Source organism: Nocardiopsis sp. N85 (genome assembly GCF_028882275.1).
Taxonomy (GTDB): domain Bacteria; phylum Actinomycetota; class Actinomycetes; order Streptosporangiales; family Streptosporangiaceae; genus Nocardiopsis; species Nocardiopsis lambiniae.
In genome coordinates this window covers 71,334-97,517 of the sequence record NZ_JARBUT010000023.1, presented here as the reverse complement: position 1 = coordinate 97,517, position 26,184 = coordinate 71,334, and the positions used below count along the sequence as shown (strand labels likewise).

Here is a 26,184-nt window from a genome sequence, read left to right as displayed (position 1 = left end):
AACGGGACCCGCACCCGATGGGGCGCGGGTCCCGTGCCGCCCGGTCCGCTCCCCGGATCAGTCCTCGACGTGGACGGCTCGGGCCGGGGCGGGGGCCCGCCCCCACTCCATGCGCGACCACGGGGGCACCAGGTCGCCGGGGTCGTCGATCGCCGACGGCGCCAACGCGCCCATGTCCGGCGCCTCGTCGTGCCGGGCGAACACCGACTCCACGTACCGGTGTCCGGTGTCGGCCGCCACGAACACCACCCGCCGTTCCGGTGCCCGCCGCGCCTCCCACCGGGCCACCAGGTGGGCGGCCCCGCCGGACAGCCCGGCGAAGACCGCGTGCCGTCGCAGCAGTTCCACGCTTCCGGCCAGGGCCGCGTCGAACCCGACCCAGTGGACGGCGTCGTACAGGGTGTGGTCCACGTTGCCGAACGGGATGGAGCTGCCGATCCCGGCGATGATGATCTCCTTGTCGCGCACCGCCTCCCCGCCGAAGGTGACGCTGCCGAACGGCTGCACCCCCACCAGCGCGGTGTCCGGCGCCCGCTCGCGCAGGAACGTCGCGAGCGCCCCCGTGGAGGCCCCCGACCCGACCCCGCCGACCACGGTCAGCGGGGCGGGGTCGCATTCCTTGGCGATCTGGTCGGCGACCGCCCGGTACCCCAGGTAGTGCACCGAGTCGTGGTACTGGCGCATCCAGTGGTAGTCGGGGTGTTCGGCGAGCAGCTCGCGCACCCGGGCGACCCGGCGGCTCTGGTCGAACCGCAGGTCGTCGGAGGGCGGCACCTGCTCCAACGTGGCGCCCAGGATCTCCAGCTGTACCCGGGTGGTCCGGTCGATGGTGGTGGATCCCACGATGTGGCAGCGCAGTCCGTACCGGTGGCAGGCCAGCGCCAACCCGTAGGCGTAGATGCCGCTGGAGCTGTCCATCAGGGTGTCGCCGGGACGCACGGTCCCGGTGTCGAGCAGGTGGCGCACCGCCGCGACGGCGGAGGCCACCTTCATGGACTCGAACCGCAGGCACGCCAGCCCGCCGCCGAGGTCGATCAGGTCCGGTCTGCCAAGGGTCTCGCACACGTGGTCGTCCACGTCGTCTCTCCATGGGTCGGATGGGGGGTGGAAAAGACCCGGGTGGGGGTGAGCCCTTCCCCGCGCAACCGCTCCAGGGCGGTATCGATCCGGGCCCCCAGATCGTCGACACGGGCGTCGAAGAGCACACCGGCGACGTTGCCGCTGTGCGCGACCTGGACGCCGACCGCCCCGCACAGGCGGGCGACGTCCTTGATCGTCCCCAGTTCGGGCTTGGGCAGAACCCGTTGGTTGAGGATCGCGCTCTCGGTACCGATCCGCCCCACCTCCGCGGCGTCCCCGACGGCGAGCGCGACGCGCAGGGCGGCGCGCAGGCGTTCGTGGACCGCGGCCTCGCGCCGGTCCACGCGGATCCGGAGCGCCAGTGTGTTCACCGGGGCCCCGCCGCCGGTGAGGCAGCCCACCACGACCATGGGCGGCAGCGGCGCCCCCAGGTCCTCCAGGACGCGCCCCTCGCGCTGGGCGAACAGCAGCGCCCGCCCGCCCTCCCACATGATGGGGTCGCTGGCCCCCTCGGCGGCCACGGCGATCCGGGCGACGGTCGCGGGTGAGGGGTCAACCCCGAAACCGGCGCACACGGCGCGGATGGCGGCGGTGACGTCGCTGGTGGAGGAGCCCAGGCCGAGCCCGGTGGGGACACCTCCGCGCAGCCGCAGCGTCCCCCCGCAGACCGCCGCCCGGCGGGTCGCGCATTCGGCGACGGCCAGCGCGGCGGCCCGGGCCGCCTTGGCCCGGCCCACCGGGTGGACGTCCACCCGGTGGGCCGGGGTGCCGGGAAGGGGGGTGAACACCGCCTCCGTGACGGGGGCGGCCATGGGCAGGGTGACCAGGCCCCGGCGGGGACGGCCCCGCCGGTCCAGGAACACGCCTTGGACGATCTCGCCGTGGTGACAGGCGGCGCGTCCGGTGCCGGTGATCACGAACCGGCCCCCACCCCGTCGGACCGGTACCGGTACAGGGCGGTGGGAACCGCGCTGAACTGGGAGAACGGGAAGGGTTCGGCCGACAGGGCGGTCACCCCCTCCCCCAGGAAAGCTCGGGCGACGGCCGCGCCGCTCTGGGCGTAGACCACCAGCGGGACGTCGCGTTCGCGGCACCGTTCCAGGATCGTGTCGAAGGTGCCGTTGCCCAGGGTCATGCCGGTGGCGACGATGGCGTCGGCCTCGTCCAGCACCTCCTCCATGGAGGAGCCCACCTCGTCGCCCCACTGGGTGCGGCGCAGGTTGAGGTCGCAGGGCAGGCACTCGCCGCCGCGTTCGCGGATGGCGGCGACCAGCGGGTTGACCACACCGATCAGCCCCACCCGGCGTCCGCGCGGGTCGGGCAGCAGGCCGGCGATGGCCGCGTCGCGGGCGACGGCGCGCCGTTCGGGCGTGCCCTCGGGCAGGGACACGGCCTCGGCGCGCGGGTCGCGGTGGTGAGGGAGCTCCGCGGCCAGGAGCGCGTCCAGGGCCGCCAGCCGCAGCGGCAGCGGCCGGTCCTCGGCGAGCAGCTCTCCCAGGGGCAGCCCGGAGGCCTCGGCGCACACCGACGGGTCGAGTTCGCCCTCTTCGAACGCGCAGGCGCCGAAGGCGGGGCCGACCCGCACCAGCACGTAGCGGTTGAGGTAGGTGACGTCGCCGCCGGCCAGGCGGGTGCCGTGGTGGGCCCAGAACACGCTGGTGGCCACGGGCAGCGGGGTCGGGGAGGCCTGGGCCGCCTCGAACAGTGCGTTCAGGCCCTTCACGCGGCGTCCTCTCGGGTCAGGCGGAACAGGTAGGTGAGCACGCCGTCCTCCCAGTCGTGGAGGTGGGCGATCTCGGCGTCGAAGCCGAGGTCGACGGCGCGACCGATGATGGTGCGCAGGTCGGCGGTGTTGGAGGCGATGAGGTGCGCCTCTCCGCCGGGGGCGAGCAGGCCGCGTTCGGCGATCTGGGTGAAGAAGAGGTCGGTGATGGGAGCGCCCTCGCACACGTTGCGCACGATGTCGGGGTCCGCGCTCACCCGTTGGCTGACGGCGGGCGGGTTGAAGGTGATGACGTCGAACCGGGTGCCGTCGGGCACGGCGGAGAACATGTCCGAGACCTTCGCGGTGAGGACGGTCTCGGTCGCGCCCTCGCCGACGATGGTCCGGTGGACGGCCTCGGTGGCCGCGACGCTGGCGGGGTGGACGTCCAGGGCGTGGACGGTGCGGGCGCCGCGCAGGGCGGCGACGGCGGCCTCCACGCCCAGGCCGCAGCCCATGGCGGCGTAGTGGCGGCCCCGCACGTCGATGACGTCGTCGAGGATGCGCTGGTGGATCATGCGGCTGGTCGCACCGGGTAGGAAGACACCGGGCGGGACGTCCAGGACCCAGCCGTTCCATGCGTAGCGGCGGTGGGTGGCCAGATCGACACGGGGACGGTTGAGGTCGATGATCTGTTCGGCCGGAAGCGGGGGCGGCAGGGTGGCGATGAGCGAACGGTCCACTCGGTTCCTTTCGGGAAGGGGGGCGTCCTGAGCGGCACTATAGGTGAAATGAAAATCGTTGTCATCGGATTCGGCGAACACGGAACGTGATCCATCCCGCACCCGAGGACACGGCGGATCGCGCCCCCGAACGGACATTCCCACTTCCACCGACGTGAATGCGGGCCCGCCATCACCATCGTCCCCGTCGAGGGGGGGCCGGGGTTCGCGGAAAAGTTCGCCACTGATAATCGTTTTCACTACAGTGGACGGGCAGCCATCACCACCTTCCGGAGAGTGAGAACCACCGCGTGTCCTCGACAACGGCGCCGAACACCGAACCCACCGCCCGCCGGGGCGGCCTGCTGCGCGATCCCGACTTCCTGCGGTTGTGGTGCGCCACCACCGCATCGGGCCTGGCCACCTGGGCTCTACCCTTCATCCTGGGCCTGGCCGTCCTGGACGGCACCCTCACCGCCATCGAGCTCGGTCTGGTCCTGGCCCTGCGCACCGCCGGCTTCCTCGTCGCCGTCCCCGCCGGCGGACTGCTCGCCGATCGCCACTCACGCCGGGCGGTCGTGCTGTGGTCGGGCCTGGCCGCCGCCCTGGCCACCCCACTCCTCGTCGTCGGCCTGGGAAGCTCCACCGTGCTGATGGCCGTGGCCGCGACGATCGTCGGCGCGGGCCAGGGCGCCTGCCGGCCCGCCTTCCAGGCGTTGACCGCCGAGGTCGTCGCCGAGCCGGACCGGCAGAAGGCGAACGCCGCCCTGACCTTCTCCACCCGCGTCAGCACCCTGCTCGCCCCCGGCCTGACCGCGCTGCTGGCCCTGGTCACCGGCACCTGGGTGCTGATCCTGGGCACCGCCGCCCTGTGGCTGATCGCCGCCCTGGCCCCCGCCCCCGGTTCGGCCGCCGTGGCGCCGCGCACCCGCGCGCCCTTCCACACCGAGTTCCTCGACGGTCTGGCCGAGGCGCGCCGCCACCCGTGGTTCCTGGCCGGCCTGGGCGCCCTCACCGTCGTCATCGCCACCGGTTACTCCGCCACCGGCGTACTGCTGCCGCTGGCGAGCCGCGACCACTACGGCACCGAGGCGGTCCTGGCCGGGGCGCTGACCGCCTACACCGCCGGCGCCCTGCTCGGCGCGGTCATCGTGTCCCGGTGGCGGCCGCGCGCCCAGGGGTGGGCGGCCCTGGCGGGGCTGGGACTGTACGCGCTGGCCCCGCTGAGCCTGATCGCCCCGGTGGGCCCGATCGTGGTCCTGGTCGCCTACGCGCTGGTGGGGGTGGGCATCGAACTGTTCAACGTGCCCTGGTTCACCTCCGTGCAGCGCGAGGTCGCCCCCGACAAGCTGGCCCGGGTGTCCTCCCTCGACTTCCTGCTCTCCTACGGTCTGGCGCCGGTGGGGCTGGCGCTCATCGCACCGGCCGCCGCCGCGTGGGGCACCGGACCGGTGCTCGTCGGCTGCGCCCTGGCCTGTGTCATCGCCCCGGCCCTGGCCGCCCTGGCCCCGGGCGGACGCACCTTCACCAGCGCCCGCGCCACCGTCGGGTGAACCCGTCAGCCCGTCGACGCCCACTGTCGGTCCAGTGCCCGCCCCAGGAACAGGGCCGACAGGGCGTACCCGGCGGCGCGGCCCGCGATCGCCCCGAACGCCGACCCCCACACGAACACCGCGCACCACGCCAGGGGCACCGTCACCGCGTAGGTGAGCAGCGAGGTCGCCGCCAGCACCCCGCCACGACGGTGCACGCTCAGGAACCGGGCCCGGAGCTGGTCGAAGAAGTACGCGGGCAGGCTCGCCATGTAGGCGAGGAACAGCCACCGGGCCGGCTCCGGGTCCACGCCCCCGCCGGAGAACGCGGCCACGAGCCAGGGCGCCGCCGCCACGGCCGCCACGCCGCTCACCGCGGTGACCGCGCCCGCGTACCGGGTGAGGGTCCGCACGGTCCGCCGGGCGTCCGGACCGCCCTGGGCGTAGCCGTAGAACACGAACGCCGCCTCGAAGCACGACTGCGGCAGGCGGCAGTACAGGGTGTACACGCGGGTGGCCACGGCGGTGGCGGCCACCGCCTCCGCGCCCAGGGTGCCGATGAACAGCACCGGCAGCACGGCGCCCATGTAGTCGTTGACGTGGCGGCCGCCGATGCCGCACGCGGTGGGGACCAGGGTGCGCAGTTCCCGCCCCACCTCGCGCGCACGCGGCCGCACGGGGCGCTGCCCGCGTCGGGCCAGGAGTCGGTACAGCGGAAGCGCGCCCACGGGGAGCATCACCGCCTGCGCGCCGACGGTCGCCCAGGCCACCGCCGCCTCGGGCGATGAGAACCACACCGCCAGGCCGGTGTACAGGAAGGCGTGGTCGAGAGCGAGGTTGGCGGCGAAGCCGACCGCGAGCACAGCCGTGGCCGTGCCCTTGGCCCCGCACACCCGCAACGCCACCCCCGTCACGGAGGCGGTCAGCGCGAGGGCGAGTCCGCCCAGCCGCACGCCCAGGTGGTCGGCCACGGCGGGCACGAGGACCGGGTCCTGGCCCGCGGCGGTGAGCGCCGGCGCCACGAGCGGGGCCGCGACCAGGCCCACGACCTGGAACACGGCCAGCAGCGCCGCCCCGGCCACGGCCAGGACCGGCAGGCGGCGGACCGTCTCACCGGCGCCCTCGGCGACGGCCAACCGACCGGACAGGGCGTGCACCAGGCCGGCGAAGAACGAGAACAGGGCCACGGCGATGAGATCGCCCAGGCCCAGCGCGGCGATGTGGACCATCCCCAGGGGGGCGATCATCAGCAGGTCCACCGCGCCCATGCCGACGACCATGAACTCGACCAGGAGCATCGTGGCGGCGAATCCGGCGAAGGAGCGCCCGGTGAGGCGCGTGTGGTCGGTGACCGGACGCACGTGGCGGACCTCTTTCGGCGGGGGCGAGGGCCCCCGTTCTCTCACGGAGCGCAGCGGTCCCGCCACCGGTTTTCCGGAGCGACCGAGACGTGGTCCACACCCCCCGGGGACCGGCCCGGGATCGATCTCGTGTATCTTTTGAGAACGGTTTTCATTTTCATCAGAGAGGAGGCGACCATGCGCGTGGCCGTGATCACCGGCCTGCACCGCGACGCACGCGAGCGCACCGTCCGGGCCGCCCTGACCGTTCCCCGCACCCTCGTCGTCCACCACGACCTGTCCGAGATCGACCGGGGCACCGTGTACCGGGTCGTCCGGGACCCCGGGGGCACCGTCGACCGCGCACGCGTCGACCTCGTCCACGCCTGCGCCTCGTGCACCCTGCGCGAGGACCTCGTCCCCTTCCTGCTCGACCTCGCCGCGCGCGGCGACCACGACCTGTGCGTCGTCGACGCCTGGGACGGCGTCGAGCCCCGTTCGGTGGCCGAGGCGATCGCCGCCCGCGACGAACTCGTCCTCACCGCCGTCGTCACGGCCGTGGACGCCGACCGGCTCCTGCCCGACCTGGCCGGCCACGACGAACTCGCCGACCGGGGCCTGGACATCGCCCAGGACGACGACCGCGCCGTCTCCGAGGTGCTCAGCCGCCAGATCGAGTACCCGACCGCGATCGCCCTGCACGGCCGGCGCCACCTCGCCGAGGCCCGCGCCCTGGTCGAACACCTCAACCCGGCCGCCGCCGTCATGGACCCCACCGACACCTCGGCGCTCACCGCGGGCCGGTTCGACACCGCCGCCGCCCACAACCGCACCGACCCGCTCTCCGCCCACCACGGCGAGCACTCCCACGGCCGGGTGCGCACCGTGGTGTGGTCGCGCCGCCGCCCCGTGCACCCCACCCGGCTGCACGACGCCATGGACGGGCTCGTGTCGATGAGTCTGCGCGGCCGGGGACGGCTGTGGCTGGGCAGCCGCCCGGACACCGTCCTGGTGTGGGACTCCCACCGCGACATGGCCACCGTGGCCGCCGCCGGCCCCTGGCTCGCGGCCCTGCCCGAGGCCGCGCTGGACCTGGTGCCCGAGGCCCGCCGCACCGCCGCCCTCCTGGACTGGGACCCGGCCGTGGGCGACCGGGGGCAGCACCTGGCGTTCACCGGCGTGGACCTGGACACGGACCGGCTCATCGCGCTGCTCGACTCCTGCCTGCTCACCGACGACGAGACGGCCTCGACCTTCGCCGACGACCCCTTCGCGGCCGTCGAGGGCTGAGCGGACCGCCGCGCCCGGACCCACCCGGGGGTCGGCGCCGCCACCGCACACGGGGCCCACGCCGCACCTCGGAGGGGCCCGCCGCCTCCCGTCACCGCCGGACCATCGGGGAAGCCGCCTCCGACGACCCGACGACCCCGCACCGGTGGCACACCCGTCGCCGCTCCGGGCCCCCGGACCGACTCACGCGAGACGCCGGACGTTTCCGCCCGGTGCGACCGGGTCCGTCCGACGCCCCCTCGACCGGGCGTCCCCGCCGTTCCCTCCCTTCCTCCTCCGGCGGGGGCGCCCCCATCCACACCTCGACACCCCGGATCCGGTTTTCCACCCCCACGGGGACCGAATCACCCCTACCATGACAACCGTTGTCATTTTCACGATGAGGGTCGACCCCGCCCTCACACTCGGACAAGGAGCACGAGTGCCCCCGACCTCCGCACCGTCGGTGACGGCGCCACCGCCCACACCCCCGCGCACGGCCCATCCCAGGTGGCTCACCACCCCCACCGGCACCGCCGTCGCCGCCCTCGCCCTGGCCCTGCTCCTGGCCGCCTCCACCCTGCCCGCCATCGGCCTGGGCACCGCCCTCATCCCGCCCGCCGAGACCGCCCGCTACCTCTGGGCCGCCCTCACCGGCGGCGCCATCGCCCCCGACGAGGTCACCCGCTACCAGATCATCTGGAACATCCGCACCCCCCGCGTCGTCCTGGCCGCCCTCGTCGGCGCCGGTCTGGGCGCGGTCGGCGTCGCCGTCCAGGCCCTGGTCCGCAACCCCCTCGCCGATCCCTACATCCTCGGTGTCTCCTCCGGGGCCTCCGTCGGCGCCGTCACGGTCGGCGTCCTGGGCGCGCTGGCCGCCCTGGGCCCGTACGCCGTCTCGGCCGGGGCCTTCCTCGGCGCGTTGACCGCGACCCTGCTCGTCCACCTCATCGCCCGTTCCCCGGCCGGCATCACCCCGCTGCGGCTGGTCCTCACCGGTGTCGCCCTCTCCTTCGGGTTCCAGGCGATCATGAGCGTCATCATCTACCTGGCCCCCGGCAACGAGGCCACCGCCACCGTCCTGTTCTGGACCATGGGCGGCTTCGGCGCCGCCACCTGGGGATCCCTGCCCGTCGTCGCCGTCATCGTCCTGGCCGGTCTCGTCGCGCTGCACACCATGTCCCGCCGCCTGGACGCCACCGCCCTGGGCGACGAGACCGCCACCAGCCTGGGCGTCGACGTCGACCGGACGCGCCGCGTCCTGTTCCTCATCACGGCGCTGATGACCGGCGCCATGGTCGCCGTCAGCGGCGCCATCGGGTTCGTGGGCCTGGTCGTCCCGCACGTCGTGCGCATCCTCGTCGGCGCCGCCCACCGCCGGGTCCTGACCATCGCGCCCCTGGCCGGGGCGGTCCTGATGATCTGGGTCGACCTGGTCTCGCGCACCATCGCCGCGCCCCGCGAACTCCCCCTGGGCGTGCTCACCGCCCTCATCGGCGTCCCGGTGTTCCTCACCCTCATGCGCCGTCGCGGCTACCTGTTCGGAGGACGCTGATGCACCTGAGCCTGGACGGCCTCACCGTCGCCCTCGACGGCACCACCCTCGTTCACTCCCTGGACCTGGACGTCGCGGACGGTTCCGTGGTCGGCCTCATCGGTCCCAACGGGTCGGGCAAGTCCACCGCGCTGCGCTGTGTCTACCGGGCCCTGCGCCCCAGCGGCGGCACCGTCCGCGTCGGGGGCGACGACCTCGCCGACCTGCGTCCCCGGGAGGGGGCCCGCCGCGTCGCCGCGCTCACCCAGGAGAACGGCAGCGACCTCGACTTCACCGTCGCCGAGATCGTCGCCCTGGGCCGGGTCCCCCACCAGCGCGGCAACGGGCCCCTCACCGCCCGCGAACGGGAACTGTGCGAGCGGGCCATGGACTCCATGGACGTCGCCCACCTCGCCCACCGCGGCGTGCTGACCCTGTCCGGCGGCGAACGCCAACGCGTCCTCATGGCCCGCGCCCTGGTCCAGGAACCCCGCGTGCTGGTCCTGGACGAGCCCACCAACCACCTCGACGTCCGGCACCAGATCCACCTGCTGTCGCTGCTGCGCGAGCTCGGCGTCACCACCCTGGTCGTCCTGCACGACCTCAACCTCGCCGCCGCCGCGTGCGACCGCATCGGCGTCCTGGAGGAGGGCCGCCTCGTCGCCACCGGACCGCCGGCCGAGGTCCTCACCCCCGAACTGATCCGCGACGTCTTCGGCGTCGAGGCCACCGTCGTCGCCCACCCCCTCACGGGCGACCCCCAGCTGCTCTACCGACTCACCCACGAGAAAGGCACTCCGTGAACCACCGTCCCCTCACCGCCGCCGCACTGGCCCTGACCGCCCTGGCCGCCACCGGCTGCGGCGCCCGGGTCGAAGAGGAACCGAACCGGGCGGGCGCCCCGGCCACCGTCACCGTTCCCCGCTGCGGCGAGGAGATCGAGTACACCACCCCCGAGCGCGCGGTCGTCTACGAGGGCGGCAGCGCCGACAAGATGTTCTCCCTGGGCCTGACCGACCACGTCCACGGCTACGTCATGCCACCGGCCAACCCGCCCGTCACCGAGTCCCCGTGGGCCGACGAGTACGCCCGGGTGGAGTTCCTCAGCGACGACCTCCTCAACCGCGAACTCGTCGTCGACGCCGAGGCCGACTTCGTCGTCGCGGGCTGGAACTCGGGCTTCAGCGACCAGCGCGGCATCACCCCGGAGATCCTCGACGGGCTCGGCATCCAGAGCTTCATGCACACCGAGTCGTGCTTCAACTACCCGGGCCATCCCGAGGAGGTGACCCCGTTCGAGGGGCTGTTCACCGACCTGGAGCGGCTGGGCGCCATCTTCGGGGTGGAGGACCGCGCCACCGAGCTCGTCGCCGACTACCGCGCCCGCGTCGAAACCGTCGAGGAGCAGGCCCCGGAGGGCGACCCCGTCCCCGTGTTCCTCTACGACTCGGGCACCGACCAGCCCTTCACCGCCGGATCCCAGGTACCGCCCAACGACATCATCCGGTTCGCCGGCGGCCGCAACATCTTCGCCGACCTCGACGAACGCTGGACCCAGGTCGGCTGGGAGGCCGTCGTGGAGGCCGAGCCCGAGGTCGTCATCATCCTCGACTACGGCGACCAGCCCGCCGAGGACAAGATCGAGTTCCTCACCGGCCTGCCCGCCCTGGCCGACGTCCCGGCCGTCGCCGAGGAGAACTTCTTCATCCTCGACTACAACGAGGGCATCTCCGGTCCCCGCAACATCGACGGCCTGGAGAAGTTCGCCGAGTACCTGGGCGAACACACCTCCTGACCCCCTCCGGCGCCCTCCCCGCACCCCCGCCGGGGAGGGCGCCGGCCCGGCGATAATGAACGACGTGGAACTACGCCAGGTCGAATACTTCGTCGCCGTCGCCGAGGAGCGCAGCTTCACCCGTGCGGCCGAACGCACCCATGTCTCCCAGTCGGGGCTGTCCGCGGCGATCCGCACCCTGGAGCGCGAACTCGGCTCCCCCCTGTTCCACCGCACCACCCGCAGCGTCGAACTCTCCCCCGCCGGGTTCGCGCTGCTGCCCAAGGCCCGCGGCATGCTCGACCTGGCCGCGGCGGGGCGCGACGCGGTCGCCGCGACCACCGCCCACCTCCAGGGGTCCCTGCGGCTGGGCAGCGAACAGTGTCTGGGCGTCATCGACATCACCGAGCTGCTCGCCCGTTTCCACCGCCGCCACCCGCACGTCGACATCGTGTTCGACCAGGCGGGCAGCACCACCCTCCTGGAGCGCATGCGCCAGGGCACCCTGGACGTCGCCTTCGTCGCCACCGGTGGCAACGGACGGCCCACCGACGGGCTGCGGTGGCTCCCCCTGGCCGCCGAACCCCTCGTCCTGCTCTGCGCCCCCGATCACCCCCTCGCCGACCGGGACACCGTGCACTGGTCCGACCTGGAGGGCCGGGGGTTCGTGGACCTGGAGCACAGCTGGGCGGCCCGTGAGATCAACGAGGGCGCCTTCGCCGCCCGGGGCGTCCACCGTCGTGTCCACTACACGGTCAACGACATCCACACCCTCCTCGACCTGGTCCGGCGCGACCTGGGCATCGCCCTGGTCCCGGCCCCCGTGGCCCGCAAGACCCACGCCCGGGGACTGCCCGTGCTGGCCCTCGCCGACACCGCCGACCGGCCCTGGCGGGTCTCGGCCGTGGCGGGCGGCATCGACCCGGTCACCTCCGCCTTCCTCCAGGACCTGCCCGCCGGTTGACACCGGTGTTTCCCCTGGGAGCGCACGGGTAGTGGCCCGCCCACGACGGACCGAGGACGCTTTCCGACACCGGGAGGGAACATGAGGGCGGTCGTGTGGAACGGCACGCGCGACGTGCGCACCGAGGAGGTCCCCGATCCCCGCGTCGAGGATCCCGGGGACGTGATCCTCAAGGTCGAGAGTTCGGGCCTGTGCGGATCGGACCTGCACCTGTACGAGGTCCTGGGCCCCTTCATGCGCCAGGGCGACATCCTGGGGCACGAACCCCTGGGCGTCATCGAGGAGGTCGGCCCCGACGTGACCTCCCTGGTCCCCGGCCAACGCGTCGTGGTCCCCTTCCAGATCTCCTGCGGCCACTGCGTCACGTGCCGGAGCGGCCTCCAGACCCAGTGCGAGAACACCCGCGACGACGAGCAGGGCACCGGCGCCCCCATCTACGGGTACAGCTCCCTGTACGGTTCCGTGCCCGGGGCCCAGGCCGAGTACCTGCGCGTGCCCCGTGCCGAGGCCAACGTCATCCCCGTCCCGTCCCACGGCCCCGCCGACCGGTACGTGTTCCTGTCCGACGTGCTGCCCACCGCCTGGCAGGCCGTCCGCTACGCCGACGTGCCCGAGGGCGGCTCGGTCGCCGTCCTGGGTCTGGGGCCCATCGGCGACATGTGCTGCCGGGTGGCCCACCACCTGGGCGCGGGTCGGGTCTTCGGGGTGGACCCCGTGCCGGAGCGCCGGCTCCGGGCCTCCGCCCGCGGCGTGGAGGTGTTCGATTCCTCCGACGGCATCGACGACCTCATCGAGCGGATCCGCGAACGGACCCGAGGCCAGGGGCCCGACGCCGTCATCGACGCGGTCGGGCTGGAGGCCGACGGTCACGGGCCGGCCCGGTTCGCCCAGCGGCTCACCTCGTTCCTGCCCAAGGGCGCGGCGGCCACGCTCATGGAGAACGTCGGCGTGGACCGGCTCTCGGCCCTGCGGACCGCCATCGAACTGGTCCGCCGGGGCGGCACCATCTCGATCATCGGCGTCTACGGCGGCACCGCCGACCCGCTGCCCATGCTCACCCTGTTCGACAAGCAGATCCAGCTCCGGATGGGCCAGGCCAACGTGCGCCGCTGGGCGCCCGACATCCTGCCGCTGCTCGACGACACCGACGTGCTGGGGGTGGACGACTTCGCCACCCACCACATGTCCCTGGACGAGGCGCCCGACGCCTACGCCATGTTCCAGAAGAAGCGGAACGGCGCCGTCAAGGTGCTCTTCCGCCCGTGAACCGGCCCGAGCCGGATCCGACACCCGACACCCGACACCCGACACCGAAGGAGGTGGGTCCCGTGCCCGGGACTCGGGAACTGCCCGACACCCTGCGCAGGTCGCCGAAGAAGGCACAGCGCACCTGGATCAAGGCCCACGACTCGGCCGTCGAGCGGTACGGCGAGGGCGAGCGCGCCCACCGGGTCGCCATGGCCGCCGTCAAGCACACCTTCGAGAAGGTCGGCGACCACTGGGAGCCCAAGGAGGACAAGGGTCCCTCGGACGCCCGGGCCGCCGACCCGAACGCGAGGAAGCGCGGGAGGAAGGACTCCGACACCGCCGGAGGCGTGAACGCCAACGCCACCAAGGAGCACCTCTACGAACAGGCCCGCCGCCTCGGTGTGAGGGGCCGCTCGAAGATGACCAAGTCCCAGCTCGTGGACGCCCTGCGCAAGGAGAGCGACGACCGTACCTCGCGGGCCCGGAGCTGACATCCGGGGACCACCGACGCCCGCCGGGGCCGCGCTCGCGCACGACCCCGGCGAGGGGGAGAGATGAGGCGGAGCGTCGCCGATGGGCCGCCCGGGGTGGAACGCGATCGGCTCGTGGACACCGTCAGGGCCCCGCCGTCGGGCGCCCCGACCGGCCCGGCGCCGTCGCCCCGATCCGGCCGCCCGGGCGCGGGGGTTCGTCTCCGGGACCGGTCGAGGCGGGGACGCACGGGGCGGGGCGGACACCGTCCGCCCCGCCCCCGCCCGCGGTCAGCCGGCCTGGATCTCGCCCCCGGTCGGCGCCAGGGTCTCCCCCGAGTAGTACGACGACAGCCGTCCACTGGCGAAGAACACGTACGAGGGCGCGATCTCGTCGGGATGGGCCGCCCTCTCCATGGGCGCCTGCTCCCCGAAACCCTCGGCCCCCTTCTCTCCGAGGGTGGCGGGGATGAGCGGTGTCCACACCGGTCCGGGCGCCACACAGTTCACCCGGATGCCGCGGTCCATGAGCGACTGGGACAACGACAACGACAGGTTCATGACGGCGGACTTGCTCGCCGCGTAGTCGATCAGCGTGTCGTTGCCGCGCAGACCGTTGATCGACCCGGTGATGATGATCGACCCGCCGTCGGGGATGTGCGGCACCGCTTCGCGCACGGTCCAGAACACCCCCATGACGTTGACGTCGAAGGTGCGGCGCAACTGTTCGGTGGTCAGCTCGGTGATGTCGTCCACCGGGGCCTGGGTGGCGGCGTGCTCGACCAGGATGTCGATCCCGCCGAGTTCGTCCACCGCCCTGCGCACCAGGTGCGCGCAGTGGGACTCGTCGGCGAGGTCGCCGCGCACCGCCACCGCCCGTCTCCCCTGTTCCTGGACGAGTCCGACGGTGTGCCGTGCCTCGGCGTCCTCGCTCAGGTAGCCGAACACCACGTCGGCGCCCTCCTTGGCGAAGGCCACCGCCGTGGCCCGGCCGATCCCCGAGTCTCCCCCGGTGATCAGCGCGCGTTTCCCCTCCAGCAGGCCGCTGCCCCGATAGTCGCGCATCTCGTCGCGCGGGCGGGGCTCCATGGGCTCGGTCAGCCCCGGATGGGGCTGGCTCTGTGCCGGTGGTCGTCGTTCGGTCATCACCGATCCCCTTTCTCTTCTCTCTCCCGCGTGCCACTGCCCCGCCGCCCCGGATCCACACCTGCGTGTTTCACTCCTCGCCGACCGGTCAGTGGCACCTCCGAACAGGGAGCATCGAGGAACCGCCTGGGGGAGTGACCCGATGAACGACGACACCCGTGACGCCAAGGACCGTCGGCTCGACGCCGACCGGACCGACTCCGAAGGCCCGCTGACCACCGATACCGGGGTGCGGGTGGAGGACACCGACAACTCGCTCACCGCCGGTGGGCGCGGACCCACGCTGTTGGAGGACTTCCACGCCCGTGAGAAGATCACCCACTTCGACCACGAGCGCATCCCGGAGCGCGTCGTGCACGCCCGGGGCGCCGGAGCCTACGGGCGCTTCCGCCCCTACGAGGGCCTGTCGGACCTGACCGCCGCCCACTTCCTGAGCGGGCCGGACGTGGTCACCCCGGTGTTCGTGCGCTTCTCCACCGTGGCGGGCTCGCGAGGGTCGGCCGACACGGTGCGCGACGTGCGCGGGTTCGCGGTGAAGTTCTACACCGAGCAGGGCAACTACGACCTGGTCGGCAACAACATGCCGGTGTTCTTCATCCAGGACGGCATCAAGTTCCCGGACTTCGTGCACGCGGTCAAGCCCGAACCGCACAACGAGATCCCGCAGGCGCAGTCGGCGCACGACACCCTGTGGGACTTCGTGGGACTGCAACCCGAGACCACGCACATGATGATGTGGCTGATGTCGGACCGGGCCATCCCGCGCAGCTACCGGACCATGCAGGGGTTCGGGGTGCACACCTTCCGGTTCGTCGACGCCGAGGGCCGGGGCACGTTCGTGAAGTTCCACTGGAAGCCGATGCTGGGCACCCACTCCCTGGTGTGGGACGAGGCCCAGCGCATCCAGGGCAAGGACCCCGACTTCAACCGGCGCGACCTGTGGGAGGCCATCGAGCGCGGGCAGTACCCCGAGTGGGAACTGGGCGTGCAGCTGGTCTCGGAGGAGGACGAGCACGCCTTCGACTTCGACCTGCTGGACGCCACGAAGATCATCCCCGAGGAGCAGGTCCCGGTCCGGCCGATCGGTCGGCTGACCCTGGACCGCAACCCGGACGACTTCTTCGCCGAGACCGAGCAGGTGGCGTTCCACACCGCGAACGTGGTGCCGGGGATCGACTTCACCAACGACCCCCTGCTCCAGGCCCGCAACTTCTCCTACCTGGACACGCAGCTGCTCCGGTTGGGCGGCTCCAACTTCCAGCAGATCCCGGTGAACCGGCCGGTGGCGCCGGTGAACAACAACCAGCGGGACGGGTTCGCCCAGCACCGGGTGCACCGGGGCAGGACCTCCTACTTCCCCAACTCCCTGGGCGGGGGCTGCCCGGCGATGGCCGACGAGGGGGTCTACCGCCACTACACGGAGAAGGTGGAGGGTCACAAGATCCGCGAGCGGGCGGAGAGCTTCAAGGACCACTACTCCCAGGCCACCCTGTTCTACAACAGCCTGGCCTCCTGGGAGCGCGAGCACCTCATCGCCGCGTTCCGCTTCGAACTGGGCAAGTGCGAGGAGCTCGCGGTGCGCCAACGGGTGGTGACCAACCTCGACAACGTCGATCACGGGCTGGCCTCGGCCGTGGCCGAAGGGGTCGGGGTGGAGGCGCCCGAGGAGGAGACGACGCCCAACCACGGCCGCTCCTCCCCCGCGCTCAGCCAGGCCGAGACGACCTTCGGTTCCGTGGTCGGCCGTCAGGTCGCCATCCTGGTCGCCGACGGCGTGGACGCGGCGAGCGTGGAGGGGCTGCGCGAACCGCTGATCGCGGAGGGCGCGATCGTGGAACTGCTCGCCGCCACCGACGGTGCCGTGCGCACCACCGACGGCGGCGCCCTGACCGTGGACCGGGCCCTGCCCACGATGTCCTCGGTGCTCTACGACGCGGTGGCCGTCCCCGACGGCGCCGACGCCGTCGCGGTCCTGTCCGGCGACGGCCTGGCCCGCCACTTCGTGTTGGAGGCCTACAAGCACCACAAGCCGCTGGTGCTGGTGGGGGCCGGCGCGGGGCTGGCGATCGCGCCGCCGCTGCCCGAGCACGTCGTCACCCCGGCTCAGCGGACCAGGGAGGAGCTGGGTGTGATCGTCGCACCGGAGTCCGACGACACCTGCGTCGCCGAGTTCACGCGCCTCATCGGCCTGCACCGGAACTGGGACCGCCCCACCGGCGCGATCCCGGCCTGACGCCGCCCGCACGTGATGGTGCCGTGCCGCCGGTCGGCGGCACGGCACCATCACGTGCGGATCACCGCCGGGCGCACACGAGGCCGGGGGCGCGGGAGGTGCCGGGGCCGGGGAGGCGCCGCCGAGGCGGAGCCGACCGCCGTCTCGCGGGGAGCCCCTCTCCTCGGGTGCCTCCGGGCGCGGCGTCCCGCCGGGCTCTCCACGCCCGCTCACGGGCACCGGCGGCGGGTATCCGCCGTCGGCCGTCACGACGTCCCACCCCGACGGCGGACGAGGAACGGGCCGATGGCCAGCACGTCCACGGGGGCGGAGCCGAGGTACTCCAGCGCGTCCCGGGGGGAGTCCACCATCGGGCGGCCGTCCGTGTTGAGGCCGGTGTTGACCAGGACCGGTAGACCCGTGAGGTGTTCGAACTCGGACAACAGGCGAGAGGTGAGCGGATCGTCCGCCGGTGAGACCGTCTGCACGCGGGCCGTGCCGTCCACGTGGACGACGGCGGGGATGCGCTCACGCCACTCCCGCGCCACCTCGTGCGAGAAGAGCATGTACGGGCTGGGCAACGGGCCGCCGGAGAAGATCTCCGAGGCCCGTTCCTCCACCACCATCGGGGCCACCGGGAGGAAGCGCTCCCTGCCCTTGACCCGGTTGAGGCGTTCGAGGTTGGCCGGGTAGGCCGGGTTGGCCAGCAGGGAGCGGTGCCCCAGCGCGCGGGGCCCGTACTCCGAGCGGCCCTGGAACCACGCCACCAGGGCGTTGTCGGACAGCGCCGAGGCGACCGCGGCGGGCAGGTCGGCGGGGCGTTCGACGGAGACCTCGGCGTCGCGCAGCAGGTCCGCGAGTTCGTCCTCGTCCCAGGATCGCCCCAGGTCGGCGCCGGGCATCGGCCACGGCTCGTCCCCGCTGTGCGCCGCCACGTACAGGGCGCCGCCCAGCGCGGTCCCGGAGTCCCCGGCCGCGGGCTGCACCCACACGTCCTCGAAGGGGCCCTCCCGGAAGACGCGGCTGTTGGCCCTGTGGTTGAGCGCGATCCCGCCCGCCATCGTCACCCGCCGCAGGCCGGTGTTCTCGTACGTCCACCCCAGCACCCCCAGGAGCGACTCCTCCATCGCCTCCTGGACGCTGGCGGCCAGGTCGGCGTGCTCCCGCCCCGGGTCGGCGCCGGGCGGAAGACGCCCCACCAGGGATTCCCACGGCATGTCACGGGCATGGACCCGCCCCTCGGACTCGTAGCACAGGTGCTCGCGCACCCGGTCGAGCATCGTGGGCTCCCCGTGGGAGGCCAGGGCCATCACCTTGTACTCGTCGCCGAAGCGACGGAACCCCAGATGTTCGGTCAGCTGCTGGTAGATCAGCCCCAGCGAGTCGGGCAGCGGTTGCCGGGTCAGTACCTCGAACTTTCCGCCGATGTAGGTGCCGACCAGGTGCGACGTGGCCTCACCCCGTGCGTCCGCGACGAACACCGCGGAGTCGCGGCTCCCCTGGAACGGGGGCGCGGCGAACACCGCGGAGGCGGCGTGGGCCACGTGATGGGCCACGTAGACGACCCGGGACGGATCCAGTCCCGGCAGCGTGGTGGCCAGGAAGTGGGGTACCCGTTCGACGTAGAACAGGCGCAACTGCTCCCAGTCGGTGTCCTGGCCCGGACCCTCGGGGTCGGCCAGGGCGGGGTGGTAGGAGTAGCTGACGGCGTCCAGGTCCCGCGGCGCGAGTCCGCCCTTCTCCAGGCACCAGCGCATCGCCTCCACCGGCAACTCCCAGGTGGAGAAGGGGAGCGGGTCCTTTCCGTGCTTGCGGCGGGAGAACCGTTCCTCCTCGGCCGCCGCCACCGTGTGGCCGTCGACGACCAGTGCCGCGGCCGGATCGTGGAAGACCGCGTTGACACCGAGGACACGCATGTGTTCAGCCTTCTTCCTGGGGGTGTGCGGAGCCGCCGGATGCCCGGCGCAACCATTCGACTACCTGCAGAAAGGCCAGGTAAACATGGCGGTCCCGCGCGACCGGGTCCACCGGGGCCGGTGTTTACGCCCCGCCCTACGGGCTAGTGGCCGAAGACGGGCTCCGAGAGTTCCGAACCGAGAAGAGGAAAGGTGCCGAAGATGGCGACGAACAGCATCTCCGACGTGATGACCGCCCCGGCGCGCACCGTCGCGCCCGACACGTCCCTGCGGGAGGTCGCCGAGATCATGCGCGACTCCGACCTGGGCGACGTCCTCGTCGCCGAGGAGGACCGGCTGGTGGGCATCGTCACCGACCGGGACGTGGTCGTGCGGTGCGTGGCCCAGGGAGGCGATCCCGCCGACCACACCGCCGGCGAGATCTGTAGCTCCGAGATGGTCACCGTGACCCCGCGGAGCGACATCCGCGAGGCCGTGAACACGATGCGCCAGGGCGCCGTACGCCGCCTGCCCGTCGTGGACGGCGGTCGGGTCGTGGGCGTCGTGACCATGGGGGACCTGGCGAGGGTCGTCGACGGGGGCTCCGCGCTGGCCGACGTGAGTTCCGCGAGCCCCAACCGCTGAGGAGGTGGGCCTCCACGGGGTCCGTCCATCCGGTCACGGGGGATCGGATGGACGGACCCCGAGCGGTGCGCGCCCCCTTCGTGAGTCGGTCCCCGGGTCCGGGGGCTTCGTCGCGTGGCGGGTCGCGGAACGTCGTCTCCCCGCCCGGTGTCGAGCACCGGAGGCGCCCACCCGGTACCGTCACCCGCCCCGAGCGGCCGGATCCCACCGAGGGTCCCCTCCCACGGCCGCCCCGATCAGCGTCCACGGACGCGCTCCGGACCCGCCGTCGACCTCCGGGGCATCGCCGCGCCGGTGCCCGTGGACCTGCGCGCCCCTCCGCCCCCGAGCGGCGCCGCCGTGGCCGGACGGTGTCCACGACGCCCACCCGTGGGACCGCCCGCTCCCCCGGCACCGTCCTCCCACCGCTCCGGACGGCCCGCGCCGTCCCGTGCCGGAACCGCCCGACGGGTCCGAGCCGCCGGGTGTGAACGCCTGGGCCTCGCCCGCCCGAGGGTGGACGACGTCTCCTTCGAGCACAGGACATCCCACCTTCCGGTCAAACTTCGCGAAAAGCGTGTATCACCGCTTTAATCGTCGATTCCACCGGGAAAGTAGAGGCCCGAGGTCACTCTCCGGAGCCGTTCCGACTCTCGACGGTGACCACGGCCATCGCGGCCCACCCGCCGGGCACACGGCGGGTGAGCGGCCGCCGAGCAGCACTTCGACAGGGACGCGGAGACCGCGTCGCGAACGCACTCCCGCTCAGGTGGAGGACGTCATGCCCGTGAACACGACCGGTGTACGCACCGGTTCCGGCACCGCCGTCGATGACGAGGACATCGACGAGCGGTCGGCCGAAGAACTCCTGGCGGGTCTCAAGGCCCTGCCCGAGGGCAATCCGAAGGCCGCTCTCCTCCAGGAACGGGTCCTGGAGCTGTACCGACCGCTCCTGTACCGGATCGCCCGGCACTACAGCGGGCGCGGCGAACCCTACGAGGACCTGCGCCAGACCGCGCACCTGGGCCTGGTCAAGGCCATCCACGGATACGACCCCCACCGGGGGAAGAAGTTCATCTCCTACCTGCTGCCCACCGTCACCGGTGAGATCAAGCGGCACTTCCGCGACCACACCTGGGCCGTGCGCGTACCGCGCCGACACCAGGAACAGCGCGGCCGTCTCCACCGCGCCGTCGTCGAGTTCCAGCAGCGCCACGCCCGCGAGCCCGGCACCGACGAACTCGCCGCCGAGATGGGTCTGCCCGAAGAGGAGATCCGAGAACTGCTCCAGGCGTCCCAGGCCTACAGCACCCTGTCCCTGGACCTGCCCGACCACAAGGGCGAGGAAGGGGAGGGTCCCACCCTGGAGGAGCGGATCGGCCGGGAGGACGACTCCTACGAGCTGGTGGTGGAGCGCGAATCCCTGCGCCCGGCGATGTCCTGTCTGAACTCGCGCGAGCGCACCATCCTCCACCTGCGTTTCTTCGCGGAGCGCACCCAGGCGCAGATCGCCGATGAGATCGGCTGTTCCCAGATGCACGTGTCCCGGCTCCTGGCCGCCACCCTGGACAAGCTCAGGAGGCGGGTCGACCGGGACGACACCGAGGATTGAGGAGCGCGTTGGACCGTGACACCGAGGATTCCGTGTCGCCCACGGCCGGGGTGCGCCGTCTGCTTCGCCGGGTCCCGGCCTTCGGCGGCCGGAGGCGGGAGACCGCCGTCCTGCTCCTGAAGGCGACCCTGGCCACGACCCTGGCCTGGATCCTGGCCCATCACGTGATCGGGGCGGCCTCACCGGCGTTCGCGCCGTTCGCGGCCCTGATGATGGTGGAGATCACCGTCTACCGCTCACTGCTGCGGTCGTTGCGGATGGTCGGGGCGGTGGTCCTGGGCATCGCCCTGACCACCGTCCTGGTGGCCTTCGTGGGCCTGGGACCGGTGGACTTCGCGCTCGCGGCGCTCCTGGCCCTGGCCATCGGCCGCTGGCGCCGTCTGGGCGACCAGGGAACCCAGGTCGGCACGGCGGCGTTCTTCGCCTTCGCCGTCTTCAGCGGCCTGAACGACGCCGGGGAACTGCTCGGCCAGGCGGTGGAGATCTTCGTGGTCGTCCTCGTGGGTTCGGCCACGGGGGTGACCGTCAACCTCCTCCTGCTGCCGCCGCTGCGGTTGCGCGGTGTGGCGCGGGCGGTCACCTCCCTGGCGGGAGGGCTGCGGCGGCTGTGCGAGGACATCGGGGAGACGCTGCGCGAGGGACACCCCGACCGGGACACCGCCGAGGAGTGGCGTTCGCGCACGGAGGAGCTGGCGCGGATCGCGCGTCAGGCCCGGGAGACGAGCGGAGTCGCCTGGGAGAGCACCTTTTACAATCCCCGGCGGCTGTTCCACCGCGACCGCCTGCACGTGCACGACCACGATCGGCTCATCGACTCGCTGGAACGGGCGATCCACCAGATCGCCTCGGTGGCACGGAGCCTGGCCCGAGGGCGCGAGGAGGCCCCCTCCCCCACCCCCGCCATGACGGCCAGGTGCGGGGACCTGATCCTGGCCGTGGCCGGGGCATGGCGGGTCCTGGAGGACTGGCGGGGCTCGGAGGGTCCGACCTGGGATCCCCCGGTGGAGCGGTTCCACGAGGCGGTCGAACGGGTCGACCGGTGCGAGCGCGAGCTGGAGGAGGCCTGCCGCGCCCCCGACGGCCCCCCGGTGGACGACCCCGGTCTCCCCTACGGCGCGCTCCTGTTGGAGGCGAGCCGGCTGAACGACGAACTGGACCACGTCGACGAGGTCCTGCGAGCGTCCGTCGAGCATTCCCGTTAGGCGCACCCGCGCGCCCGGAGAAGGGGGACCTTCGGCCCCGCGCTCACGTCCTCGGGCCTCGGACGTTCGCTCCGGGCCTCCCGAACCCCGTGGGCGCGGGAGAGCACGCGAGGAACAGACTCCAGGAGCACCGCGCGCCTCGTCACGGCGGGAGGCGCACGGCCTCGGGTCCCCCCGTCCCCGGACACCGTCGACCGGTGGATCCGCGCCGACGTGTCCGACCGACACGGGCACGCCCCGCCCGACATCGACGAGGCCCTCCTCCGGAAGCGGAACCCGACCGCGCGTGAGAACGTGTCCTCCGAGGGCCGCGCCCCTCGGAGGACAGCGATCACCGTTCGGAGAGGCGACCATGCCCACCCTGTTCACCCGCATCATCGACCGCGAACTGCCGGGACGCTTCGTCTGGGAGGACCCGGTCGCCGTGGCGTTCCTGTCCATCGCGCCCCTGAAACCCGGGCACACCCTGGTCGTGCCGCGCGCCGAGGTGGACGACTGGACCACCGCCGACCCGGAGCTGCTCGACCACTGCTTCCGGGTGGCGGGCGCCGTCGGCCGGGGGGTGAAGCACGCCTTCGACGCGCCACGCGCCGGACTCCTCATCGCCGGGCTCGAAGTCCCCCACCTGCACATCCACGTATCGCCGCTGTGGGAGACCGAGGACCTGGACGTCACCTCCGCCTCCGTCGAAGAGGACCAGGACGCCCTGGAGGACGCGGCCCAACGGTTGCGCCGCGCCCTCACCGGGCTGGGGTTCGCCGAAGCGGTCGCGCCGAACTGAGAAGCGGGACTTCTCAATCCGATCGCGAACACCTGTTGGACAACGCGACGCAGGTGGGAGCAGAGTGAAAGCCCCCCACCTCGACAACAGCCACACGAGAAAGCCGCACCAGATGACCTACGTCGCCGCACCCGAACGCTACGACGGAAGCATGATCTACCGTCGCACCGGACGCTCCGGCCTGGACCTGCCGGTGCTGTCCCTGGGGTACTGGCACAACTTCGGCGACGACCGTCCCTTCGAGGCCCAGCGGGCCATCGCCCGCCGGGCGTTCGACCTGGGCATCACCCACCACGACCTCGCCAACAACTACGGGCCGCCCTACGGGGCCGCCGAGATCAACTTCGGCCGACTCATGCGCGAGGACTTCGCGCCGTACCGCGACGAGATGATCGTCTCGACCAAGGCCGGCTGGGACATGTGGCCGGGCCCGTACGGGCAGGGCGGCGGGTCGCGCAAGTACGTGCTGGCCTCCCTGGACCAATCGTTGCGGCGCATGGGACTCGACTACGTCGACATCTTCTACTCGCACCGGTTGGACGCCACCACTCCCCTGGAGGAGACCATGGGGGCGCTGGACACGGCGGTGCGGCAGGGGAAGGCGCTGTACGTGGGGATCTCCTCGTACGACGCCGAGCGCACGCGGCGGGCGTACGAGATCCTCCGGGACCTGGGGACGCCGCTGCTGATCCACCAGCCCTCGTACTCGATGCTCAACCGGTGGATCGAGACCGAGGGCCTGCTCGACACCGTCGGTGAACTGGGCGTGGGGGTCATCGGTTTCACCGCGTTGGCGCAGGGGCTGCTCACCGACCGCTACCTCGACGGGGTGCCGGAGGGGTCGCGGGCGACGCAGGGCAAGTCGTTCGACACCTCGTGGCTGTCGGAGGAGACGCGGGGGCACCTGCGCGCGCTCGACGCCATCGCGACGTCGCGCGGGCAGTCCCTGGCCCAGTTGGCCCTGGCCTGGGCGCTGCGGGACCCGCGGGTGACGTCGCTGGTCACCGGGGCCTCCTCGGTCTCCCAGTTGGAGCAGAACGTCGCGGCGCTGGGGAACCTGGAGTTCACGGAGGAGGAACTGGCGGCCATCGACGAGCACGCGGTCGACGGCGGGCTGGACCTGTGGAAGGACGCCCGCACCGGCGCCATGTAGGCCACGGCCGCGCTGGTCACCATGACCCGGCCAGCGCGGCCGCGCCCAGCAGGGCGCCCACCCCGGCCGCCACGCTCACCAGCACGTTGACCACGGCGGCCCGGCGCTCACCGGCCTCCGCGAGCGTCAACGTCTCGTACGAGAAGGTCGAATACGTGGTCAGCGCCCCGCACAGACCGACACCGAGGGTCAGCCGCACCGCCTCGGGTACCCCGCCGTGGGCGGAGAGCCCGGTCAGGACGCCCAGGATCGCGCAGCCGAGGACGTTCACCGTCAGCGTTCCCCAGGGGAAGGGCGTGTCGGCGCGGGCCTTGACCGCGTGGTCGACGAGGTAGCGGGCGGCGGCCCCGGCCATGCCGCCGACGAAGACCCACAGCCAGCTCACGGGGCGGCCTGCCCGGGGAACGACCGCCGCGCGGCCGCGGCGCCGGCCCACACGGCGGTCATCGCGGCCACGACCGTGCCCGCCAGGTAGAGGGCGGCGATGATCGTGCGCCCCTGCTCCAGTAGATGATGGACGTCGAACGCGTAGGCCGAGAAGCTGGTGAAACCGCCGAGCACACCGATTCCCAGGAACGGGCGCACCAGGGGATGGGCGTCCCACCGTTCGGTGACGGCCACCATCAGCACGCCGATCCCGGCGCAGCCCACGGTGTTCACGGCCAGGATCACCCAGGGCAGGGCGTCGGGGTCGGGGGTGGAGAGGCCGACGGCGTACCGGGCGAGGGCGCCGAGGCCGCCCCCGAGGGCCACGACGGCGACGACGGAACCCCGTCGGGGGGTCGGGTGTGCGGACGGCAAGGGTCTCCTCCTCGGGTCGTGCCCGTTCTCGGAGACGATCCTCTCCGAGAGGAGACCGGCGGCGCACACCCCTGACGGGCACGGCGGGTCCCGCCGCCGTTCGGGACGAGGTCAGCGGGCCACGGCCACGGAGTTCAGGAGGGCCGCCCACTCCACACCGGAGAAGACCAGACGCCCGGCCTCACGATTCTTCGTGTCGCGCATCTGCGCCTCGCCGGTCCACCTGCACTCGACACAGTTGGGGGAGTCTCCCGAGTAGGACGATTTGAACCAGGAATCGCTCACTGTAGCCCCTTGAGTACTTCGACGGATTCTTTCGCGGGAAGAGCGGCGGCGAAAGCCGAGGAGACCATACCGAGCAAGGTCCCATGGTCCCCGCGTTCAGCCAACACCGTACCGCGCGCCCAGTCTCCCGAGATCGCCACTTCATCACCCGCGAACCGATACACCGTGGTCGCGCTACCGGGCGTGAGAAGTATGGAACCGCGTGGCACCAAGTGCACGGCGACCCTGCCGGTTTCGATCCACTTCAGCAGCACGGTCACCTGCTCGGCCCGGATCTCTTCCGGGAGCGCGTCCAACACGAACATGGGGAAGGCGGCCTTCACCCGCAGGTGCGGCAACTGATGGAGCCTGCCGCATCGAAGGGCGGTGAGCTCGGCTGTCTCTTCCTCCGACATCCAAGGGCGTGCGGTCGTGAACAGCAGCGAGGCCAGGGAAGGTGATTGCAGGTATCCGGGGACCATGTTCGGGATGACGGCTTCGGCCGCTCGCGCCTCGGCCTCGATGTGGGAGAGCGAGCGCGCCCAAGGCGGCAGGGTGAACCCGTCCTTCGCCTCTTGGTGCCGTGCCAGCAGGGATCCGCCGCATCCCAGGATGCGATCCAGCGTCTCGGCGTTCTCCCGCCGGGGAAGCGAACCGGGATTTTCCCACCGATTGAGCGACGAAAGAGACAAAGAGGCGGATTTCGCAAGCTGCGTCTGGCTCAATCCCGCGGCTTCCCGTGCGCAGGTCAGCGCTTCTGCGAATATCCCGGGGGTCATGCGATAAAGCTATCGACAACGCTACCGGTAGCGCCTGGGATTCCAGGAGATTCCTATGGGAAGAAAAAGGGATCCCCGAC

Annotated in this window: 25 protein-coding genes; 14 read left to right on the top strand and 11 right to left on the bottom strand. The window is 72.4% G+C overall.

Features of this window, described 5'->3' with window-relative positions; translation table 11 throughout:
- Positions 1 to 57 precede the first annotated feature (57 nt).
- From PWG71_RS24895 to PWG71_RS24880, 4 genes are read right to left on the bottom strand one after another with little or no spacing between them, the layout of a single operon-like run.
- Positions 58 to 1,077 (bottom strand): pyridoxal-phosphate dependent enzyme, encoded by a 1,020-nt coding sequence (locus tag PWG71_RS24895; RefSeq protein WP_274812423.1) that lies wholly within the window; start codon positions 1,075 to 1,077, stop codon positions 58 to 60.
- A complete protein-coding gene (locus tag PWG71_RS24890; protein WP_274812422.1) occupies positions 1,035 to 1,997 on the bottom strand; it encodes a GHMP family kinase ATP-binding protein in 963 nt (320 codons plus the stop codon). The genes PWG71_RS24895 and PWG71_RS24890 overlap by 43 nt, the downstream gene beginning before the upstream one ends.
- Positions 1,994 to 2,803: a Rossmann-like domain-containing protein gene (locus PWG71_RS24885; protein WP_274812421.1), complete on the bottom strand. Its 810-nt coding sequence runs from the start codon at positions 2,801 to 2,803 to the stop codon at positions 1,994 to 1,996. The genes PWG71_RS24890 and PWG71_RS24885 overlap by 4 nt, the downstream gene beginning before the upstream one ends.
- Positions 2,800 to 3,525 carry a methyltransferase gene (locus tag PWG71_RS24880; protein WP_274812420.1) on the bottom strand — a complete coding sequence of 242 codons (726 nt, stop codon included), beginning with the start codon at positions 3,523 to 3,525 and terminating at the stop codon, positions 2,800 to 2,802. The genes PWG71_RS24885 and PWG71_RS24880 overlap by 4 nt, the downstream gene beginning before the upstream one ends.
- A 290-nt stretch (positions 3,526 to 3,815) precedes the next feature.
- Here PWG71_RS24880 and PWG71_RS24875 point away from each other — a divergent pair, with 290 nt between their 5' ends.
- Positions 3,816 to 5,057 carry an MFS transporter gene (locus PWG71_RS24875; RefSeq protein WP_274812419.1) on the top strand — a complete coding sequence of 414 codons (1,242 nt, stop codon included), beginning with the start codon at positions 3,816 to 3,818 and terminating at the stop codon, positions 5,055 to 5,057.
- A 5-nt stretch (positions 5,058 to 5,062) separates the two neighbouring features.
- Here the strand turns inward: PWG71_RS24875 and PWG71_RS24870 are convergent, their stop codons facing one another.
- Entirely contained in the window at positions 5,063 to 6,397 is a 1,335-nt protein-coding gene (locus tag PWG71_RS24870) for an MATE family efflux transporter (RefSeq protein WP_274812418.1), read from the bottom strand.
- A gap of 177 nt (positions 6,398 to 6,574) precedes the next feature.
- On the opposite strand from PWG71_RS24870, the gene PWG71_RS24865 reads away from it, so the two are divergent.
- The 7 genes from PWG71_RS24865 to PWG71_RS24835 all read left to right on the top strand — a co-directional run bounded on the left by PWG71_RS24865 (position 6,575) and on the right by PWG71_RS24835 (position 13,656).
- Positions 6,575 to 7,666, top strand: coding sequence for a CobW family GTP-binding protein (locus PWG71_RS24865; RefSeq protein WP_274812417.1), 1,092 nt, complete (start codon positions 6,575 to 6,577; stop codon positions 7,664 to 7,666).
- A gap of 379 nt (positions 7,667 to 8,045) precedes the next feature.
- A complete protein-coding gene (locus tag PWG71_RS24860; protein WP_446725098.1) occupies positions 8,046 to 9,200 on the top strand; it encodes a FecCD family ABC transporter permease in 1,155 nt (384 codons plus the stop codon).
- On the top strand, positions 9,200 to 9,982 hold the full coding sequence (locus PWG71_RS24855) for an ABC transporter ATP-binding protein (RefSeq protein WP_274812416.1): 783 nt from the start codon (positions 9,200 to 9,202) through the stop codon (positions 9,980 to 9,982). Before PWG71_RS24860 ends, PWG71_RS24855 begins: the two co-directional genes overlap by 1 nt.
- Entirely contained in the window at positions 9,979 to 10,974 is a 996-nt protein-coding gene (locus PWG71_RS24850; protein ID WP_274812415.1) for an ABC transporter substrate-binding protein, read from the top strand. Before PWG71_RS24855 ends, PWG71_RS24850 begins: the two co-directional genes overlap by 4 nt.
- 64 nt (positions 10,975 to 11,038) lie before the next feature.
- The gene (locus tag PWG71_RS24845) at positions 11,039 to 11,917 is read left to right on the top strand and encodes a LysR family transcriptional regulator (RefSeq protein ID WP_274812414.1); all 879 of its coding nucleotides are present in this window, start codon (positions 11,039 to 11,041) and stop codon (positions 11,915 to 11,917) included.
- A gap of 81 nt (positions 11,918 to 11,998) precedes the next feature.
- The gene (locus PWG71_RS24840) at positions 11,999 to 13,183 is read left to right on the top strand and encodes an alcohol dehydrogenase catalytic domain-containing protein (RefSeq protein ID WP_274812413.1); all 1,185 of its coding nucleotides are present in this window, start codon (positions 11,999 to 12,001) and stop codon (positions 13,181 to 13,183) included.
- A 62-nt stretch (positions 13,184 to 13,245) separates the two neighbouring features.
- Positions 13,246 to 13,656: a ChaB family protein gene (locus tag PWG71_RS24835; protein ID WP_274812412.1), complete on the top strand. Its 411-nt coding sequence runs from the start codon at positions 13,246 to 13,248 to the stop codon at positions 13,654 to 13,656.
- Between the two features lie 270 nt (positions 13,657 to 13,926).
- On the opposite strand, the gene PWG71_RS24830 is transcribed toward PWG71_RS24835, so the two are convergent.
- Positions 13,927 to 14,781 (bottom strand): SDR family oxidoreductase, encoded by an 855-nt coding sequence (locus PWG71_RS24830; protein ID WP_274812411.1) that lies wholly within the window; start codon positions 14,779 to 14,781, stop codon positions 13,927 to 13,929.
- Positions 14,782 to 14,923: 142 nt separating this feature from the next.
- On the opposite strand from PWG71_RS24830, the gene PWG71_RS24825 reads away from it, so the two are divergent.
- Positions 14,924 to 17,014 carry a catalase gene (locus PWG71_RS24825; protein WP_274812410.1) on the top strand — a complete coding sequence of 697 codons (2,091 nt, stop codon included), beginning with the start codon at positions 14,924 to 14,926 and terminating at the stop codon, positions 17,012 to 17,014.
- Positions 17,015 to 17,259: 245 nt separating this feature from the next.
- Here PWG71_RS24825 and PWG71_RS24820 read toward each other — a convergent pair whose 3' ends face one another.
- Positions 17,260 to 18,909, bottom strand: a complete 1,650-nt coding sequence (locus tag PWG71_RS24820) for a carbamoyltransferase family protein (protein WP_274812409.1) — start codon at positions 18,907 to 18,909, stop codon at positions 17,260 to 17,262.
- 201 nt (positions 18,910 to 19,110) lie between these two features.
- Here PWG71_RS24820 and PWG71_RS24815 point away from each other — a divergent pair, with 201 nt between their 5' ends.
- The 5 genes from PWG71_RS24815 (at position 19,111) to mgrA (ending at position 24,260) form a co-directional block, all read left to right on the top strand.
- Positions 19,111 to 19,533 (top strand): CBS domain-containing protein, encoded by a 423-nt coding sequence (locus tag PWG71_RS24815; protein ID WP_274812408.1) that lies wholly within the window; start codon positions 19,111 to 19,113, stop codon positions 19,531 to 19,533.
- Positions 19,534 to 20,293: 760 nt separating this feature from the next.
- The gene (locus PWG71_RS24810; protein ID WP_274812407.1) at positions 20,294 to 21,124 is read left to right on the top strand and encodes a SigB/SigF/SigG family RNA polymerase sigma factor; all 831 of its coding nucleotides are present in this window, start codon (positions 20,294 to 20,296) and stop codon (positions 21,122 to 21,124) included.
- Positions 21,125 to 21,132: 8 nt separating this feature from the next.
- Positions 21,133 to 22,326 carry an aromatic acid exporter family protein gene (locus tag PWG71_RS24805; protein ID WP_274812406.1) on the top strand — a complete coding sequence of 398 codons (1,194 nt, stop codon included), beginning with the start codon at positions 21,133 to 21,135 and terminating at the stop codon, positions 22,324 to 22,326.
- Positions 22,327 to 22,678: 352 nt separating this feature from the next.
- Positions 22,679 to 23,107, top strand: coding sequence for an HIT family protein (locus PWG71_RS24800; protein WP_274812405.1), 429 nt, complete (start codon positions 22,679 to 22,681; stop codon positions 23,105 to 23,107).
- A 112-nt stretch (positions 23,108 to 23,219) separates the two neighbouring features.
- Positions 23,220 to 24,260, top strand: a complete 1,041-nt coding sequence (mgrA, locus tag PWG71_RS24795; protein WP_274812404.1) for an L-glyceraldehyde 3-phosphate reductase — start codon at positions 23,220 to 23,222, stop codon at positions 24,258 to 24,260.
- A 16-nt stretch (positions 24,261 to 24,276) separates the two neighbouring features.
- Here the strand turns inward: mgrA and crcB (PWG71_RS24790) are convergent, their stop codons facing one another.
- The 4 genes from crcB (PWG71_RS24790) to PWG71_RS24775 form a co-directional block, all read right to left on the bottom strand.
- A complete protein-coding gene (crcB, locus tag PWG71_RS24790) occupies positions 24,277 to 24,645 on the bottom strand; it encodes a fluoride efflux transporter CrcB (RefSeq protein ID WP_274812403.1) in 369 nt (122 codons plus the stop codon).
- The gene (gene crcB, locus PWG71_RS24785) at positions 24,642 to 25,061 is read right to left on the bottom strand and encodes a fluoride efflux transporter CrcB (protein ID WP_274812402.1); all 420 of its coding nucleotides are present in this window, start codon (positions 25,059 to 25,061) and stop codon (positions 24,642 to 24,644) included. The genes crcB (PWG71_RS24790) and crcB (PWG71_RS24785) overlap by 4 nt, the downstream gene beginning before the upstream one ends.
- 111 nt (positions 25,062 to 25,172) lie before the next feature.
- Positions 25,173 to 25,346, bottom strand: coding sequence for a DUF397 domain-containing protein (locus PWG71_RS24780; RefSeq protein ID WP_274812401.1), 174 nt, complete (start codon positions 25,344 to 25,346; stop codon positions 25,173 to 25,175).
- Positions 25,343 to 26,104: a Scr1 family TA system antitoxin-like transcriptional regulator gene (locus tag PWG71_RS24775; RefSeq protein ID WP_274812400.1), complete on the bottom strand. Its 762-nt coding sequence runs from the start codon at positions 26,102 to 26,104 to the stop codon at positions 25,343 to 25,345. Before PWG71_RS24775 ends, PWG71_RS24780 begins: the two co-directional genes overlap by 4 nt.
- Between the last annotated feature and the right edge of the window lie 80 nt (positions 26,105 to 26,184).